Origin of the sequence: Collinsella acetigenes, assembly GCF_012844445.1 — a bacterium.
GTDB classification, from domain to species: Bacteria; Actinomycetota; Coriobacteriia; order Coriobacteriales; family Coriobacteriaceae; genus Collinsella; species Collinsella acetigenes.
Genome location: NZ_JABBCP010000001.1, coordinates 487,354 through 500,491, shown reverse-complemented (window position 1 = coordinate 500,491; position 13,138 = coordinate 487,354). Strand labels below are relative to the sequence as shown.

The 13,138-nt window shown below is 58.2% G+C and carries 13 protein-coding genes; 4 read left to right on the top strand and 9 right to left on the bottom strand.

What is annotated here, in order from left to right:
- Positions 1-3: 3 nt before the first annotated feature.
- Complete coding sequence (locus HF320_RS02155) at positions 4-681, bottom strand: hypothetical protein (protein WP_169276854.1); 678 nt, start codon at positions 679-681, stop codon at positions 4-6.
- Between the two features lie 136 nt (positions 682-817).
- Here HF320_RS02155 and HF320_RS02150 point away from each other — a divergent pair, with 136 nt between their 5' ends.
- Positions 818-1,228 (top strand): peptide deformylase, encoded by a 411-nt coding sequence (locus HF320_RS02150; RefSeq protein WP_169276853.1) that lies wholly within the window; start codon positions 818-820, stop codon positions 1,226-1,228.
- Between the two features lie 125 nt (positions 1,229-1,353).
- Here the strand turns inward: HF320_RS02150 and HF320_RS02145 are convergent, their stop codons facing one another.
- Positions 1,354-2,736, bottom strand: a complete 1,383-nt coding sequence (locus tag HF320_RS02145) for an aldehyde dehydrogenase (RefSeq protein WP_169276852.1) — start codon at positions 2,734-2,736, stop codon at positions 1,354-1,356.
- A complete protein-coding gene (locus HF320_RS02140; protein WP_169276851.1) occupies positions 2,718-4,037 on the bottom strand; it encodes an iron-containing alcohol dehydrogenase in 1,320 nt (439 codons plus the stop codon). The genes HF320_RS02145 and HF320_RS02140 overlap by 19 nt, the downstream gene beginning before the upstream one ends.
- Before the next feature lie 325 nt (positions 4,038-4,362).
- On the opposite strand from HF320_RS02140, the gene HF320_RS02135 reads away from it, so the two are divergent.
- Complete coding sequence (locus HF320_RS02135) at positions 4,363-4,920, top strand: ferritin family protein (RefSeq protein WP_075844466.1); 558 nt, start codon at positions 4,363-4,365, stop codon at positions 4,918-4,920.
- Between the two features lie 245 nt (positions 4,921-5,165).
- Here the strand turns inward: HF320_RS02135 and HF320_RS02130 are convergent, their stop codons facing one another.
- Both HF320_RS02130 and pdxR read right to left on the bottom strand, forming a co-directional pair.
- On the bottom strand, positions 5,166-6,230 hold the full coding sequence (locus tag HF320_RS02130) for a hypothetical protein (RefSeq protein ID WP_169276850.1): 1,065 nt from the start codon (positions 6,228-6,230) through the stop codon (positions 5,166-5,168).
- 101 nt (positions 6,231-6,331) lie between these two features.
- The gene (gene pdxR / locus HF320_RS02125; RefSeq protein ID WP_169276849.1) at positions 6,332-7,738 is read right to left on the bottom strand and encodes a MocR-like pyridoxine biosynthesis transcription factor PdxR; all 1,407 of its coding nucleotides are present in this window, start codon (positions 7,736-7,738) and stop codon (positions 6,332-6,334) included.
- A 171-nt stretch (positions 7,739-7,909) separates the two neighbouring features.
- On the opposite strand from pdxR, the gene pdxS reads away from it, so the two are divergent.
- Positions 7,910-8,800, top strand: a complete 891-nt coding sequence (gene pdxS / locus HF320_RS02120; protein ID WP_169276848.1) for a pyridoxal 5'-phosphate synthase lyase subunit PdxS — start codon at positions 7,910-7,912, stop codon at positions 8,798-8,800.
- Positions 8,801-8,803: 3 nt separating this feature from the next.
- Positions 8,804-9,370, top strand: a complete 567-nt coding sequence (pdxT, locus tag HF320_RS02115) for a pyridoxal 5'-phosphate synthase glutaminase subunit PdxT (RefSeq protein WP_169276847.1) — start codon at positions 8,804-8,806, stop codon at positions 9,368-9,370.
- A 110-nt stretch (positions 9,371-9,480) separates the two neighbouring features.
- Here the strand turns inward: pdxT and HF320_RS02110 are convergent, their stop codons facing one another.
- From HF320_RS02110 to HF320_RS02095, 4 genes are all read right to left on the bottom strand, one after another.
- On the bottom strand, positions 9,481-10,482 hold the full coding sequence (locus HF320_RS02110; protein ID WP_169276846.1) for a hypothetical protein: 1,002 nt from the start codon (positions 10,480-10,482) through the stop codon (positions 9,481-9,483).
- A gap of 324 nt (positions 10,483-10,806) precedes the next feature.
- Positions 10,807-11,685, bottom strand: coding sequence for a dihydrodipicolinate synthase family protein (locus HF320_RS02105; protein ID WP_169276845.1), 879 nt, complete (start codon positions 11,683-11,685; stop codon positions 10,807-10,809).
- Positions 11,686-11,818: 133 nt separating this feature from the next.
- Positions 11,819-12,274, bottom strand: coding sequence for an RbsD/FucU family protein (locus HF320_RS02100; RefSeq protein WP_022386187.1), 456 nt, complete (start codon positions 12,272-12,274; stop codon positions 11,819-11,821).
- Between the two features lie 68 nt (positions 12,275-12,342).
- Complete coding sequence (locus tag HF320_RS02095) at positions 12,343-13,137, bottom strand: amidohydrolase family protein (protein WP_169276844.1); 795 nt, start codon at positions 13,135-13,137, stop codon at positions 12,343-12,345.
- Position 13,138 lies beyond the last annotated feature (1 nt).

The following is a 13,138-nucleotide window of genomic DNA, read 5'->3' as shown; positions in this document are numbered from 1 at the left end:
CCCCTACCCTATGCAACTCTCCCAGTAATCAAACGCCTCCTGCCAGGAGTTCGAGCTGCCGTGGTCTGCAAACTCGTCCTCGGCAGCATCGGTATACTCATCGGGAGAGTCGTAATCGGAAGGATCTTCGTTAGGAACAAACTGCGTAGCCCCACCATCAACCCGCGCACCCGAAGCCGTGCGGTCGGGCAGCACGCGCATCGTGCCAGCCGCATCGCACCAGTAATTCTTGGCCAAGTTGTATTTGCTCACATTCACCACGACGCCATCAACAGCAATGGCATCAAACAGCAGGTCACCACTGCCGTTTTGGGCATTCCAATAATATGGCGTGCCGTCTTTGAACTTACCGCCGTCAATAACCTCGCCCACTCGGTCCGGGGCGCCAAGCCATGTCTTATCGATAAGCGACTCGGGCAGGCCAATATACGGCAAAAGCTCGGCCACGCTCTTGGCGGTAGCATCGGTATCGACCTGCGTGGCGCCCGATTCCCGCGAGCGCTGTGCCTCCAATGCCTCCAAAGATTTTTGGACGCGGTCGGCACCATACCGCACGTCGCTGCCTTCCATGGTAGATGGCACCGTCGTCACGCTCGAGCAGGCGGCGAGCATCGCAGTCAGAACGACTACAAAAACGCATATCATGACCCATCTCAACAGCGCCATCTTCACGCGAATCATCCGCAAGCCCGCCCCTCGGCTCAAAGCCCCGGTCGCTTTCGTTTTATCCGCCCGCCCGTGCACAAACCTCCCGCGCCGCGACTCAATGGGCTACACTCACACCCAGCCGCCCACGATCAGTCCACAAGGGGAACCCATGGTTTGCAACATCGTCACTTCACCCATCATGTTACGCATGCCCAGCGCGCCGGCCACACCGGAAGACATCGCCATCGGACGCGACCTGGCAGACACGCTCGCCGCCCATTCCCATGAATGCGTAGGACTTGCCGCAAACATGATCGGCAAGCGCAAATGCGTGATCGCCGTAGCCGATGGCCCGCATGCGCTCGTAATGTTCAACCCCCGCATTATCGAGCGTCGCGACGAATACCAGACCGAAGAGGCTTGTCTCTCATTGGAAGGCACACGCCCGTGCACGCGCTACCACAGCATCCGTGTGACCTACCTAGACGACGCCTGGCGCGAGCACACGCGCAGCTTTTCTGGCTTTACGGCACAGATTATCCAGCACGAGTGCGACCACTGCAAAGGCATCGTCATCTAGCCAGGCCCTCGATTCCCGGGCCCATACACCCCTCATTAAAAAAGCCGACGCGCCCATGGACAGCGCGTCGGCTTTTATGCGTTAGCCCTAAAAATATGACAAAATAAACCTGCGGACTTTTGTCGTTAGTGCACGAAAAATCGAACGAACGCATCCTTCCAACCCGCATAGGGTGCGTAACGGAAGGGAGCATCAAAAAACGTCGCTTTAGACACGATGCTCTTCTTGTGGCTAAAGGTATCAAAGCTCTCGCGGCCATGGTACTGGCCCATACCGCTCGCCCCCATGCCGCCAAATCCCATATGACTTGTGGCGAGATGCATGATGCAATCGTTCGCGCACCCGCCGCCAAAGGGCACATAGCGGGTAAAGCGCTGCTGCACCGCACGGTCCTCGCTAAAGATATACAGCGCAAGCGGCGTGGGGCGGTCCATAATAAAACGCTCGACCTCGTCCAAACTTTTATAGGTGATGACTGGCAATACAGGACCAAAAATCTCTTCCTGCATCACGGCGTCAACGCTTGGATCCACACCATCGAGAATCGTTGGCTCAATCTTAAGCGACGCCTCGTCCGCGCGGCCGCCCAGCACAACCTTGGCGGGGTCGATAAGCCCGCGTACGCGCTCGAAATGCTTGGCGTTGACCATCTTGCCGTAGGCGGGGTTGCTCAGCGCATCCTCGCTATACATGGCGCGAACGCAACCTTTGAGGGCCCCGAGCAGCTCGTCGTGCACGCGCTCGTCCACCAGCAGATAATCGGGCGCCACACAGGTCTGACCCACATTGAGCCACTTGCCAAAAGCGATACGACGCGCTGCCACCTTGATGTTTGCCGAGGCGTCCACGATGCAGGGGCTTTTGCCGCCCAGCTCCAACGTCACCGGCGTGAGGTTTCGACTCGCCTGCTCCATCACAAGTTTGCCCACGTTCACGCTTCCGGTAAAGAAAATCTTATCCCAGCGCTGCTCCAGCAGGGCTGTATTCTCGGCACGACCGCCCTCGACTACGCGCACCAAACGCGGGTCGAACGCCTCCTCGCAAATCTGCCGCAAAACGGCGCTCGAGGCCGGCGCGTAGGCACTCGGCTTGAGGACCACAGTGTTGCCCGCAGCGAGGGCGCCCGCCAGGGGCTCGAGCGTAAGCAGGAACGGATAGTTCCAAGGCGCCATAACAAGGGTCACGCCAAAGGGCACGGGCTGGACTTTGCACACGCTCACAGCATTCGCAAGGTCGCAGGGGCGCAGACGCGAGCGGCTCCACGACGCAACATGGGCGATCTGATGGCGAATCTCGGCAAGCGACGTGCCGATCTCGCACATGTAGGCTTCGCTATGGCTTTTGCCCAAGTCGGCATTGAGTGCAGCGGCGATGTCGTCCTCATGCGCTCGCACGCTCTCCAGCAACGCGCGTAAGGCAGCCTTGCGTGCGGAGACATCAAACGTAGCGTGCGTCTTGAAGTAGCGACGCTGTTCCTCGACGATCGCGGCTATTTCTTGCTCGAGCATGCGGCAACCTTTCGTTCGGCGGTGCGGGCAACTCGCGAGGGTCGCTCTGTGCTTCGGCGCTGTCCCTCGCCTGCGCGCGCTGCGGGCTCATCGGCAAAATGGCCGCCCGCAACTACGCGATACATGCTCGCGAGCTGCTTGGCGTCCATCAGCCTAGGCACAGGATACAGCGGATTGGATTCTGCCGCAGCATGCGCTGCCATCGACGGTACGTCGGCAGCGTTTATGCTTTCAAGATATCGTGGAATTCCCAAGCGCGCATTCATGTTGTCCACCCATTCGATAAAGGCTTTCGCGCCTGTTTGATCGTTTGCAGCGGCAGGCGCGATGCCTGCGTCGCGGGCGAGCTCGGCAAGCTTGCACTCGGCGACCGGGCCGTATGCGCGCAACATATGCGGAAGGATTACGGCGTTTGCAAGGCCGTGCGATATGCCATAGCGGCCGCCCAAGCTGTGGGCGATTCCGTGCACGTACCCCACATAGCTGCGGGTGAAAGCGATTCCGGCCTGGTAGGCTGCCTCGAGCATATTTGCGCGAGCCTCGATATTCTGGCCGTTTTCGTATGCCTCGAGCAGGTTGTCGCGAATCAGACGCACGGCGCGCTTTGCCGCCGCGCGCGTGTAGGCGTTGGTGCTGCGGCCAATGTAGGCCTCCACCGCATGAGTGAGGGCGTCCATGCCCGTCTGGCCCGTGATGGACGCCGGTAAGCCGCAAGTGAGGCGCGGATCATGCACGGCATAGCGAGGGATGAGCACAAAGTCGTTGACGGGGTACTTGTAGTGCGTTTTATCGTCGGTAATCACGGCCGCAAGCGTTACTTCGCTCCCCGTTCCCGCCGTCGTGGGAACGGCAATGAGCAACGGCAGGCGACGATGCACGCGCAAAAGGCCGCGCATCTTGTTGATGGGCTTGCACGGCTGAGCGATACGTGCGCCTACGCCCTTGGCGCAGTCCATGGCCGAGCCGCCGCCAAAGCCGATGATGGCGCGGCAGCCGTGCTCGCGGTACAGCGCAGAAGCTTCCTCTACGTTAGAGACCGTGGGGTTTGCCTGGGTATTTGCGTAAACGGTGCAGTCGATTCCCACCTGCGCGAACGCGACCTCGAGCCCGTGAGTCAAACCGAGCCTGGCGATGCCGGGGTCCGTCACCAGCAAGACCGAGCCGATGCGCTTGTCGGCCAGTACCTGCGGAACTTGATCGGTCGAATGCATAATCTTGGGTTCATAGTACGGAAGGATCGGCATGGCAAGACGAAACACGATCTGATAGATACGGCACCATGCTTTATAGGCTTTGTTCACGGTCTTCTCCCTGGTTGTTCTTTGGGTCAAGCTGGCGAAATCTGGCGAACAGGGGGCAGTCATCTCTCCCTCGTTGATGCCGGCTCGCTGCGCTTCTCAAACATTCGTTAACAAATCAACATTCAAGCCAGCCGATTGTAGTTCTTTAGCTGCGTCGATATTGTTAACTCATTAACATTTCATGACATTCTTAAAATCTTTTTGAGAATTATTCCTATTACTGTTTAAATCTCACTGAAGTTGTGCATAATGGAATCGTCAAGCGGGAGCCGGAGAGGAACCTAACAGGGCCGGCGAACGCACTCTGTGACCAAAGGAGATTAGTATGAAATTCGTATGCCCCGTTTGCGGTTATGTTGAAGAGTTCGATGGCGATCAGCTGCCCGAGGATTTTAAGTGCCCCCAGTGCGGCGTTCCCGGTTCTCGTTTTCTGAAGCAGGATGAGGGCGGCTTTACCTGGGCTGCCGAGCACGTTGTGGGCGTTGCCAAGGAGGGCGTGCCCGAGGACATCGTTGCCGACCTGCGTGCAAACTTCGAGGGTGAGTGCTCCGAGGTTGGTATGTACCTTGCTATGGCACGTGTTGCCCACCGCGAGGGCTATCCTGAGGTTGGCCTCTACTATGAGAAGGCCGCCCATGAGGAGGCAGAGCATGCCGCCAAGTTCGCCGAGCTTCTGGGCGAGGTCGTAACCGACTCCACCAAGAAGAACCTCGAGATGCGCGTTGAAGCCGAGAACGGCGCCACCGCTGGCAAGACCGATCTTGCCAAGCGTGCCAAGGCTGCCAATCTTGACGCCATCCACGATACCGTGCACGAGATGGCTCGCGACGAGGCCCGTCACGGCAAGGCCTTCGAGGGCCTGCTGAAGCGCTATTTCGGCTAAACCAAACAAAAAATAACGCTATAAGCGTTGATGGGGTGGGTTTCGAGTATCGAAACCCACCCCATTTTTCAAAACTCTTCGAAGTGCGTACCCCAGTTCGAAACGTCAAAGTAGACCAATTATTAAACCCCCTCATTTCCTGGGGTTTTGTCATCAAAAACCACGGTCTACTTTCCAAATTCAAATTAGGGTACGCACTTCGAATTGTTTTATTGTAGTTGCATTTATTTTCTATCCTTCAGGGTCTAAAACTCCCCCAATGTCGCCCAATCAATGAGCAATTCGCGCCTCAGGTCGCTTTCACGAGCCTTCATTGCCTCCGTTTTAGCCCTATAAGGGTACCCAAGCTTGTTCGCAAGCATCTCTGCCACGGTATGGAAGCTTTCTTTATCGGACATCTTCTTGAACGTAAGCAAAACTACGTCATATCCCATACTTTGCAGCGCGGTCACCCTGTCCGCGTCTCGGATACCCGCATCAACTTTGCCGTGCTCGGTGGCGCCCTGACATTCAACTATCACCGAACGGTCACCATCCGCCGACACAAAGTGCAGGTCGGCGTACACTTTCTCTTTATCCACGATCTTTTTTGCCTTCTGGTCTAAGGCAATTTCATAGTTGTTTTCAAAATAAGAAAGGCCTTCGCCGCCCAGGCGCCACGAAAGACCAAACAACATAGAAGCCTGCACCTCGAACGGAGAAGCCGTAATGCCACTCACCCGCCTTGCTGCATTGAGCAGCTTCTTCCCTCCGCGAAGACCTCGATTGCTTTCGGCAAAATCCAGCAGGTCATTTAGCTGAATCAAAGGCGGCCTTTGCCATAAATTGGTCGCTTCGCCCTTCTGGTTACTTGAGCGTCTCCAGCCGTAATCCTTTGGAATTTGGTGTGACTCATAGGCATCTTTCAGCGCTTTTTCCATCAGATCGGAAGGTTTAAAGACTGCGAAAGTTCCACACATCTCATATGCCATCATGAGAAGCTGTGTCTCACTTACATACGGGGCAACCGTAAGCAGAGTGAACAGCGGCGATGCGAGCTGAACTCCATGATCCGTCTCCCATATTGCTTTGGGAGGAAGCGAGGAAGACCAAAGGTGGTGCTCGATAAGGGCAGGATTTGTTCGCTCTTTTCGATTGAGCACCAGTGTATGCAGCGGAAAACCCAACACATGGTTAACGAGCAAATCCTGCCGCAACAAAAGACGTTGACGGTCGCAATCTTCATCGGGGATGGGAGGGCACAGCGCAAGAACCTGCGGTGGGACCCGATGAAAGCGAAACGCGGATATGTTGGAAAGAACGTAGGACATGGCACCAAGATACCCGCCTGGCCCGCAATATTTTTGACGTATTTGGGTTTTCGACAGTAATTCGAGCAACGGCAGAATAGTGCCTCTGAGCGGCGAAAACCTTACAGAATTGTCCTTAATATTTCTGCAAGTTCTCCCCCTAATTCTTTCTCGAGCGCCAAATACTGAACCACGAGGCGGCGAAGCCCGTCGGAGACCCCATGTTCCGCACACCAAAGATGGTCGGCGAGCGCAGAGACACAGCCTGCGGGCATCCCAAATACCCGCAACAAATCGTGCTCATCAAGATCCGTCTTGATGGCCAAGACCGCATGGAGGCCGGCGTCGGCGCCCTCAAGACGCACTCGACCTTCCAGGTCCGCCTGGGCGATCGCGGCCACCAGAGCGTCGCGCGCATCCCGTGCGCGCTTGCGCACGCGCCGCACATGCCGTTCGTACTCCCCTGTCTCCAAGAGATGCGCAAGCACGATTTGGTCGATAGAACTCACCGTCGAAGCATAGAATCCCAGCTCCTGCCGATACCGCTTCATCAACCGGTCCGGCAGGACCATATAGGCCAGGCGCAATGCCGAAGAAAGGCTTTTGGAAAACGTGTTGGTATAGATCACACAACCTGGTGCATCGATAGCCGCAAGCGGTGGGATCGGCTTGCCAGCCAGACGAAACTCGCAGTCAAAATCGTCCTCGATAAGGTAACGGCTCGAGCGCTGTGAGGCCCATCCAAGCAGGGCATAGCGCCGCGCGATGGAAGTCACGCGGCCCGTAGGGAACTGGTGCGACGGCATAAGGTGCAAGACATCGGCACCGCTCTTTTCGAGTTCGCGCAAATCCGGTCCTTCCGCATCGAGCGGAATATGGCATACCTCGCAGCCGCACGCCTGGTAAATGCGCGTAAGGCGAAGATAGCCCGGATCCTCGACGGCGTAGGTCTTCGCGTGGCCCAAAAGCTGCACCAACATGGTATCGAGCAGCTGTGCACCGGCGCCAATCACGATAGCCTCGGGGTCAACATCCATTCCGCGCGATCCGCGCAAATGCGCCGCAATCGCGCGGCGCAGACGGGCCGTTCCCTGCGCTGGCGCCGGCGCAAACAATTCGCGCTCGCTCTCGCTCGCAAGCACAGTTTTGAGTGCACGCTGCCAAAGACGGGCGCCATCGAGCGACGTTTTTGGCAGGTCGGATACCGGCACAAAAGCACGACCGGGCACAACGCTCCCGGCATCGCGATCCGCCGCATCCTTGAGCCGGGGCACAGTTGCCGCCCGCGGTAGCTCATTGGCAAAATATCCACGGCGCGGCACCGATCGCACAAACCCCTCGGCAACAAGCTGGTCATATGCGCCCTCTACCGTAATAACGCTTATGCCCAAATGCTGCGCGAGCCCGCGCTTCGAGGGCAGATGCTCGCCCGCCACGATAGATCCCGAGAGAATATCATCTCGAATTCGCTGGTATAGATACTCGTAAAGACTGACAGACCCTCGTTCGTTCAAGTCGTAATCGAGCATGTATCCCCCATCTGGCCTTATCCGCTTTTGCAAACTGACCTTATTCTGACCTTAAAAAACAACTGCGCGCCTGGTCATGTTTATTTCCCTAGAAACCCTATAGGATATTCGCCCAAGCAAGCACCCAAGCCCCCCGCAGAATTCCGCGCGGACTCAAAGAAAGGAACCGCTATGCCTCAAACACAAACCGCGGCCGAACGCGTCAAGCTCAACCGTCAGCTCGCCCAGATGCTCAAAGGCGGCGTCATCATGGACGTCACCACGCCCGAGCAAGCACATATCGCCGAGGAGGCGGGCGCCTGCGCCGTCATGGCCCTCGAGCGCATCCCGGCAGACATCCGCGCCGCTGGCGGCGTGAGCCGCATGAGCGACCCCGCCATGATCCGCGGCATCCAAGAGGCAGTGTCCATCCCCGTGATGGCAAAGTGCCGTATCGGCCACATTGTGGAGGCCCAGGTACTGCAGGCCATCGACATCGATTACATCGACGAGTCCGAGGTCCTCTCCCCCGCCGACGACGTGTACCACATCGATAAAACCCAGTTCGACGTGCCCTTTGTGTGCGGCGCCCGCGACCTGGGAGAAGCGCTGCGCCGTGTAGCCGAGGGCGCCACGATGATCCGTACCAAGGGCGAGCCGGGCACCGGCGATGTTGTGCAGGCCGTACGGCACATGCGCAAGATTCAAAAGCAGATTCGCGACGTTGTGGCCCTGCGAGAGGACGAGCTGTTCGAGGCCGCCAAGCAGCTTGCCGTCCCCGTTGAGCTGCTGCGCGAGGTCCATGCCACAGGCAAGCTCCCTGTCGTGAACTTTGCCGCAGGCGGCGTTGCCACCCCGGCGGATGCCGCGCTCATGATGCAGCTGGGTGCCGAGGGCGTCTTTGTGGGATCGGGCATCTTTAAGAGCGGCGACCCCGCCAAGCGCGCTGCCGCGATTGTCAAAGCTGTGGCAAACTTCACGGACGCAACGATGATTGCCAAGCTCTCCGAGAATCTGGGCGAAGCCATGGTGGGTATCAACGCCGATGAAATCGAGCTCATCATGGAAGAGAGGGGCAAGTAAGCCATGGCATGTGCCGTTCTCGCCGTTCAAGGCGCCTTTATCGAGCACGAGCAACGTCTGCACGAGCTGGGCGAAGACTGCGTTGAGCTGCGCCAGGCAGCAGACCTTGCCCGTCCCTTTGACCGCCTGGTGCTGCCCGGGGGCGAATCCACCGTGCAAGGCAAGCTTCTGGAGGAGCTCGGTATGCTCGAGGGCCTACGTGCCCGCATAGAAGACGGCATGCCCACGCTTGCCACTTGCGCCGGACTCATCTTACTTGCGCGCAACCTTGCCGCTCACGACGATCGCGGCACGCCGCGCCTGGGCACGATGAACATCACGGCCGAGCGCAACGCCTATGGCCGCCAGTTGGGAAGCTTCCATGCACAGACCGAATGCGCAGGCATGCCAGACGTTCCCATGACATTTATTCGCGCCCCCTATATCGCCAAGGTGGAGCCCAGCGTTGAAGTCCTTTCTCGCGTGGACGGACGCATCGTCGCCGCACGCGAGGACTCACAGCTCGCCGTCGCCTTCCACCCCGAGCTTGACGATGACCTGCGCATGCATCAGCTTTTCCTGCAGATGTAAAGCTCAGGGCGTGAACCACGCCACACAGATACTAAAAAAATGGCGCCCTCGGTTGTTATGTACCGAGGGCGCCATGCGTTTACGCTCGAGCGCTTATATCGCGAGGCAAATTAACGATCGAAACGACCGCCGCGGTTGCCGCGGAAGCCGCCGCCGTTACCGCCACGACGGTCGTCACGGCCGCCGCCGAAGCCACCGCGGCCACCACGGCCGCCGCCGAAGCCACCGCGGCCACCATGGTCGCCGCCAAAGCCACCGCGGCCACCGCGATCGCCACCACGGCGATCGTCACGGCCGCCAAAGCCGCCACGACCACCACGGTCGCCGCCGCGGTCACGGTCGCCAAAGCCACCGCGGCCACCACGGTCGCCGCCAAAGCCGCCACGGCCGCCGCGATCGCCACCACGGCCGCCACTGAAGCCCATGCGGGGAGCACCATGGCTACCGTGGCTGCGGTCGCCGCCACGACGATCGTCACGGCCGCCACGCGGACCACGGTCGTCGTCCAGGCCCATCTCGACCAGCGGATCGATAACCTGATCAAGCAGAGCAAGCAGCTGCTCGACGCTATCGGCAGAAATCTGCGGAACGAGCTTCTTGCGCTTCTTGGCCTGAGCAGCGATCAGCTCCTCGGCATCCTCGCTCGCCATAACAACGACCTTGCGCATATCGGGCTCTTCGGGCTCGATACGAGCAACGATGTCGAGCTTCTCAGCCTCGGCAAGAATGGCGTTGAGGTCGCGAAGGCCCATGCCCATGAGCTCAGCCATCTCCTTCTGCTCCATCTTGGGCTTGAGCTCCAGGAGCTTAAGAGCACGCTGCAAATCGCGACGGCGATCGGCCTCGGCCTCAGCCTCCTGAGCAAGAGCACCGCGACGGTTACGCAGCAGGCGAGCAGCACGGTTCACCTTATCAAACAGCTTGTCATCCAGATCCTCGGGAGCAGTATGGTCCTCGGCGTCCTCGACGACCTCGGCGTCCTCGGCAACCTCAGCGTTGGCCGGAGCGGCCTCAACATCTGCATCCTCAGTCGTAGCAACCTCGGCCTCAGCCTCAGCCTGCTCGACCATATCCATCGTCTCGTCCAGTTCCATGTTCTCGTTCTCGGACATGTGTCTCCTCCCGCGCTCTAGATGCGCTTTTCAATCATGCGACCATGCCTGGTCGCTTACCTGCGGCGTGGCGGCCTTCCGGCCCGTTTTTGCCACGCTGCCTTTGCCGTTCCCGGCAGCCTGTGCAAGTTTACGCATGTTGATGCCAAAACCCGTGCGCAAACTCATGTCTCCACAGGTTACGCACGTACAAGCATAAAAAAGGGCACGCATCTTGCCGATACGTGCCCCCAGAAAGAGGATATCGGATACACTTTGGCGCTCGTCCAAGTCCCGTATCACGCTCAAGGCAATACCGGCCCGCACCCGTACCCGATTGGTGCCTTAAGCCAGCAGCTCGCGAATGCGCTCCACCTGCTCCGGCGTTGCCTGTACGGCAGGCTCGAACACCTTGGTCGATACGGGCAGGCCCTTGACCATAACGGCAACCTTAATCGAAGAGATAAACAGATCGCACACGTCATAGACAGCCATGAGGTGCGAAATGCGCTCGGCGGCCTCCACGGCCGTAGCATAGTCGCCCTCCTGGTAAGCGCGATGCATGCGCACGAACGTCTCGGGCTCGACATTGGTAAGACCGCTAAGGACGCCATTGCCACCCGACACGCGATTGACAAGGTAATACTCGTCAAAACCGGAGAACACGGTGAACTCGGGGTTCACAGCGCGAGCGGCACGAATAACCTTGCGCGTATGGCTGATGGTGTCTACGGTGTCCTTGATGCCGCAGATGTTGGGGTACTGCGACGCCAGACGCGCCACCAGCTCAGGGCTAAGATCGGTACCCGTACGCGCCGGGAAATTGTAGAGAATCACGGGCAGCTTCGTCACCTTGGCGATACCGCCAAAGTAAGCCTCCGCCGTAAGGTCGGTCGGGCCAAAATAATACGGGGAGACCGCCAGCACAGCGTCGGCGCCCACTTCCTCAGCATAGCGCGTGAAATCGAGGACGTTGGAATACGTCGTATCGCCCACTCCAGCAAAGACCTTCATGCGGCCGGCAACACGGTCCACAGCGAACTTCAGAGCCTCCTTCTTCTGGTCGAGGCTCACGCTGTAAAACTCACCGATGCTTCCAAACAGCAGCACGCCATTCATGCCCGCATCGGCAAGATGGTCAAGATGCTTGCCCCACAGGTCGAAATCGATTTTTCCCTCATCATCAGTAATAGTGATCGTCGGGCAAAAAACGCCTTCAAACATGTTTGCATCTCACTTTCCCGGACAGGCGCTATCGCACAAATCCTAACGTAATCTAACGGGTAAACACGAAACCCGCCTTCGCGGGAAAGCGGCTCGCGGGCTTCGTCATATATATGGGTTATTCGATCGGTCTCTAATCGATCTGCTCGTTTTCAAACACCACGCCCTTTTGCAGGATGATGTTTGCGTACTGAGCTCTCTCGCTTGTCGCAATCACGGCATAGGCCTTCTTGGCCTCGTCGTAAAACGGGAAGCGATCAATGGTGCCGATAGCGTCGCGGCCGCGCTCGTCGACCTTCGAGATAAGCTCGGCATACGTATCCCAAATTGGAGTCGCGCAGTCATCGCCCGGCACAACATCCATCAACGTGACAGGTTTCTCGACATACTGATCGAGCGGATAGAGCTTCAAAATAGCCTCGAGAATCTCGGGCACCCCATGTCCGTCGCAACGCACAAGACGACTCCCCTGGGCAATCGATGCCGCAGGAAAATTGCCATCGGCAATCACGAGCGTGTCTCCATGCCCCATCTCGCACATGATGGAAAGGAGCTCGGGAGGAAGAATTGGCGAGATACCTTTGAGCATGCTCGTTTCCCTTTTCTCGATATCCAAAAGAACCTGCGCGCTGCCTCACGCAGCGCGCAGGAAAACAACTAGAGCTTGAGGCCGTAGGCGCGCACGGCGTTGTTCATGAAGAAGTCCTCGTCGTCGCCAAACTCATCGCGCAAAACGCTGAAGTGCTCGTCAAACGTCGAGTAAAGCTTCACAACCGGCCAGTTAGACGCATAAAGTAGCTTATCAGCATCAAAGGTCTCACGCGTAAACTTAAGAAGGTCGGAAACGAACTTCTTATCTGCCGTCGGGAAGCCCGAAACCTTAAGGTAGAGGTTGGGCAGGCTCGCCATCTTCTTCATAACGGCCTTGTACTCATCGGAGAGTTCCTCCACATTGCCAAGGTGGTTGAGAATGACGGTCTCCTCGGGAGCCTGGGCAAAAGCCTCATAGGCGTCTTCGAGCTCATTAACGCGGTTGCAGGACTCGAAGGGCAAACCCTTGGCAGCCATTGCATGTAAACCATCGATAAAGCTGGGCTCGAGGCAGCGACCCTTAGGCTCCGAGTCGATATGAAGCGGCTCGCGAATGCCCGCGGCAAAGGCCGGGACACGCATCCAGGGCGAAACATCGCTGCGAAGCATGCAAGCGAGCATCTTGGGATCGGCAGACTTGATGTCATACGCGATCTTGTCCTCGGCCTCATGGTCGGCGCAATCGACCTCGACGTACACGCCGCCCACAAACTCGACGCCTGCCTGGCGCGCATACTCTGCTTCAAGGTCCTTGAGAGTATAGGTATGCGTGATGGTGCCGTCGGTACCCTCAAGCCAGGGGAGGTCTTGGGTATCCAAGTTCCACACGTGGAAGTGCGAATCGATTACTTTAAGAGCCATG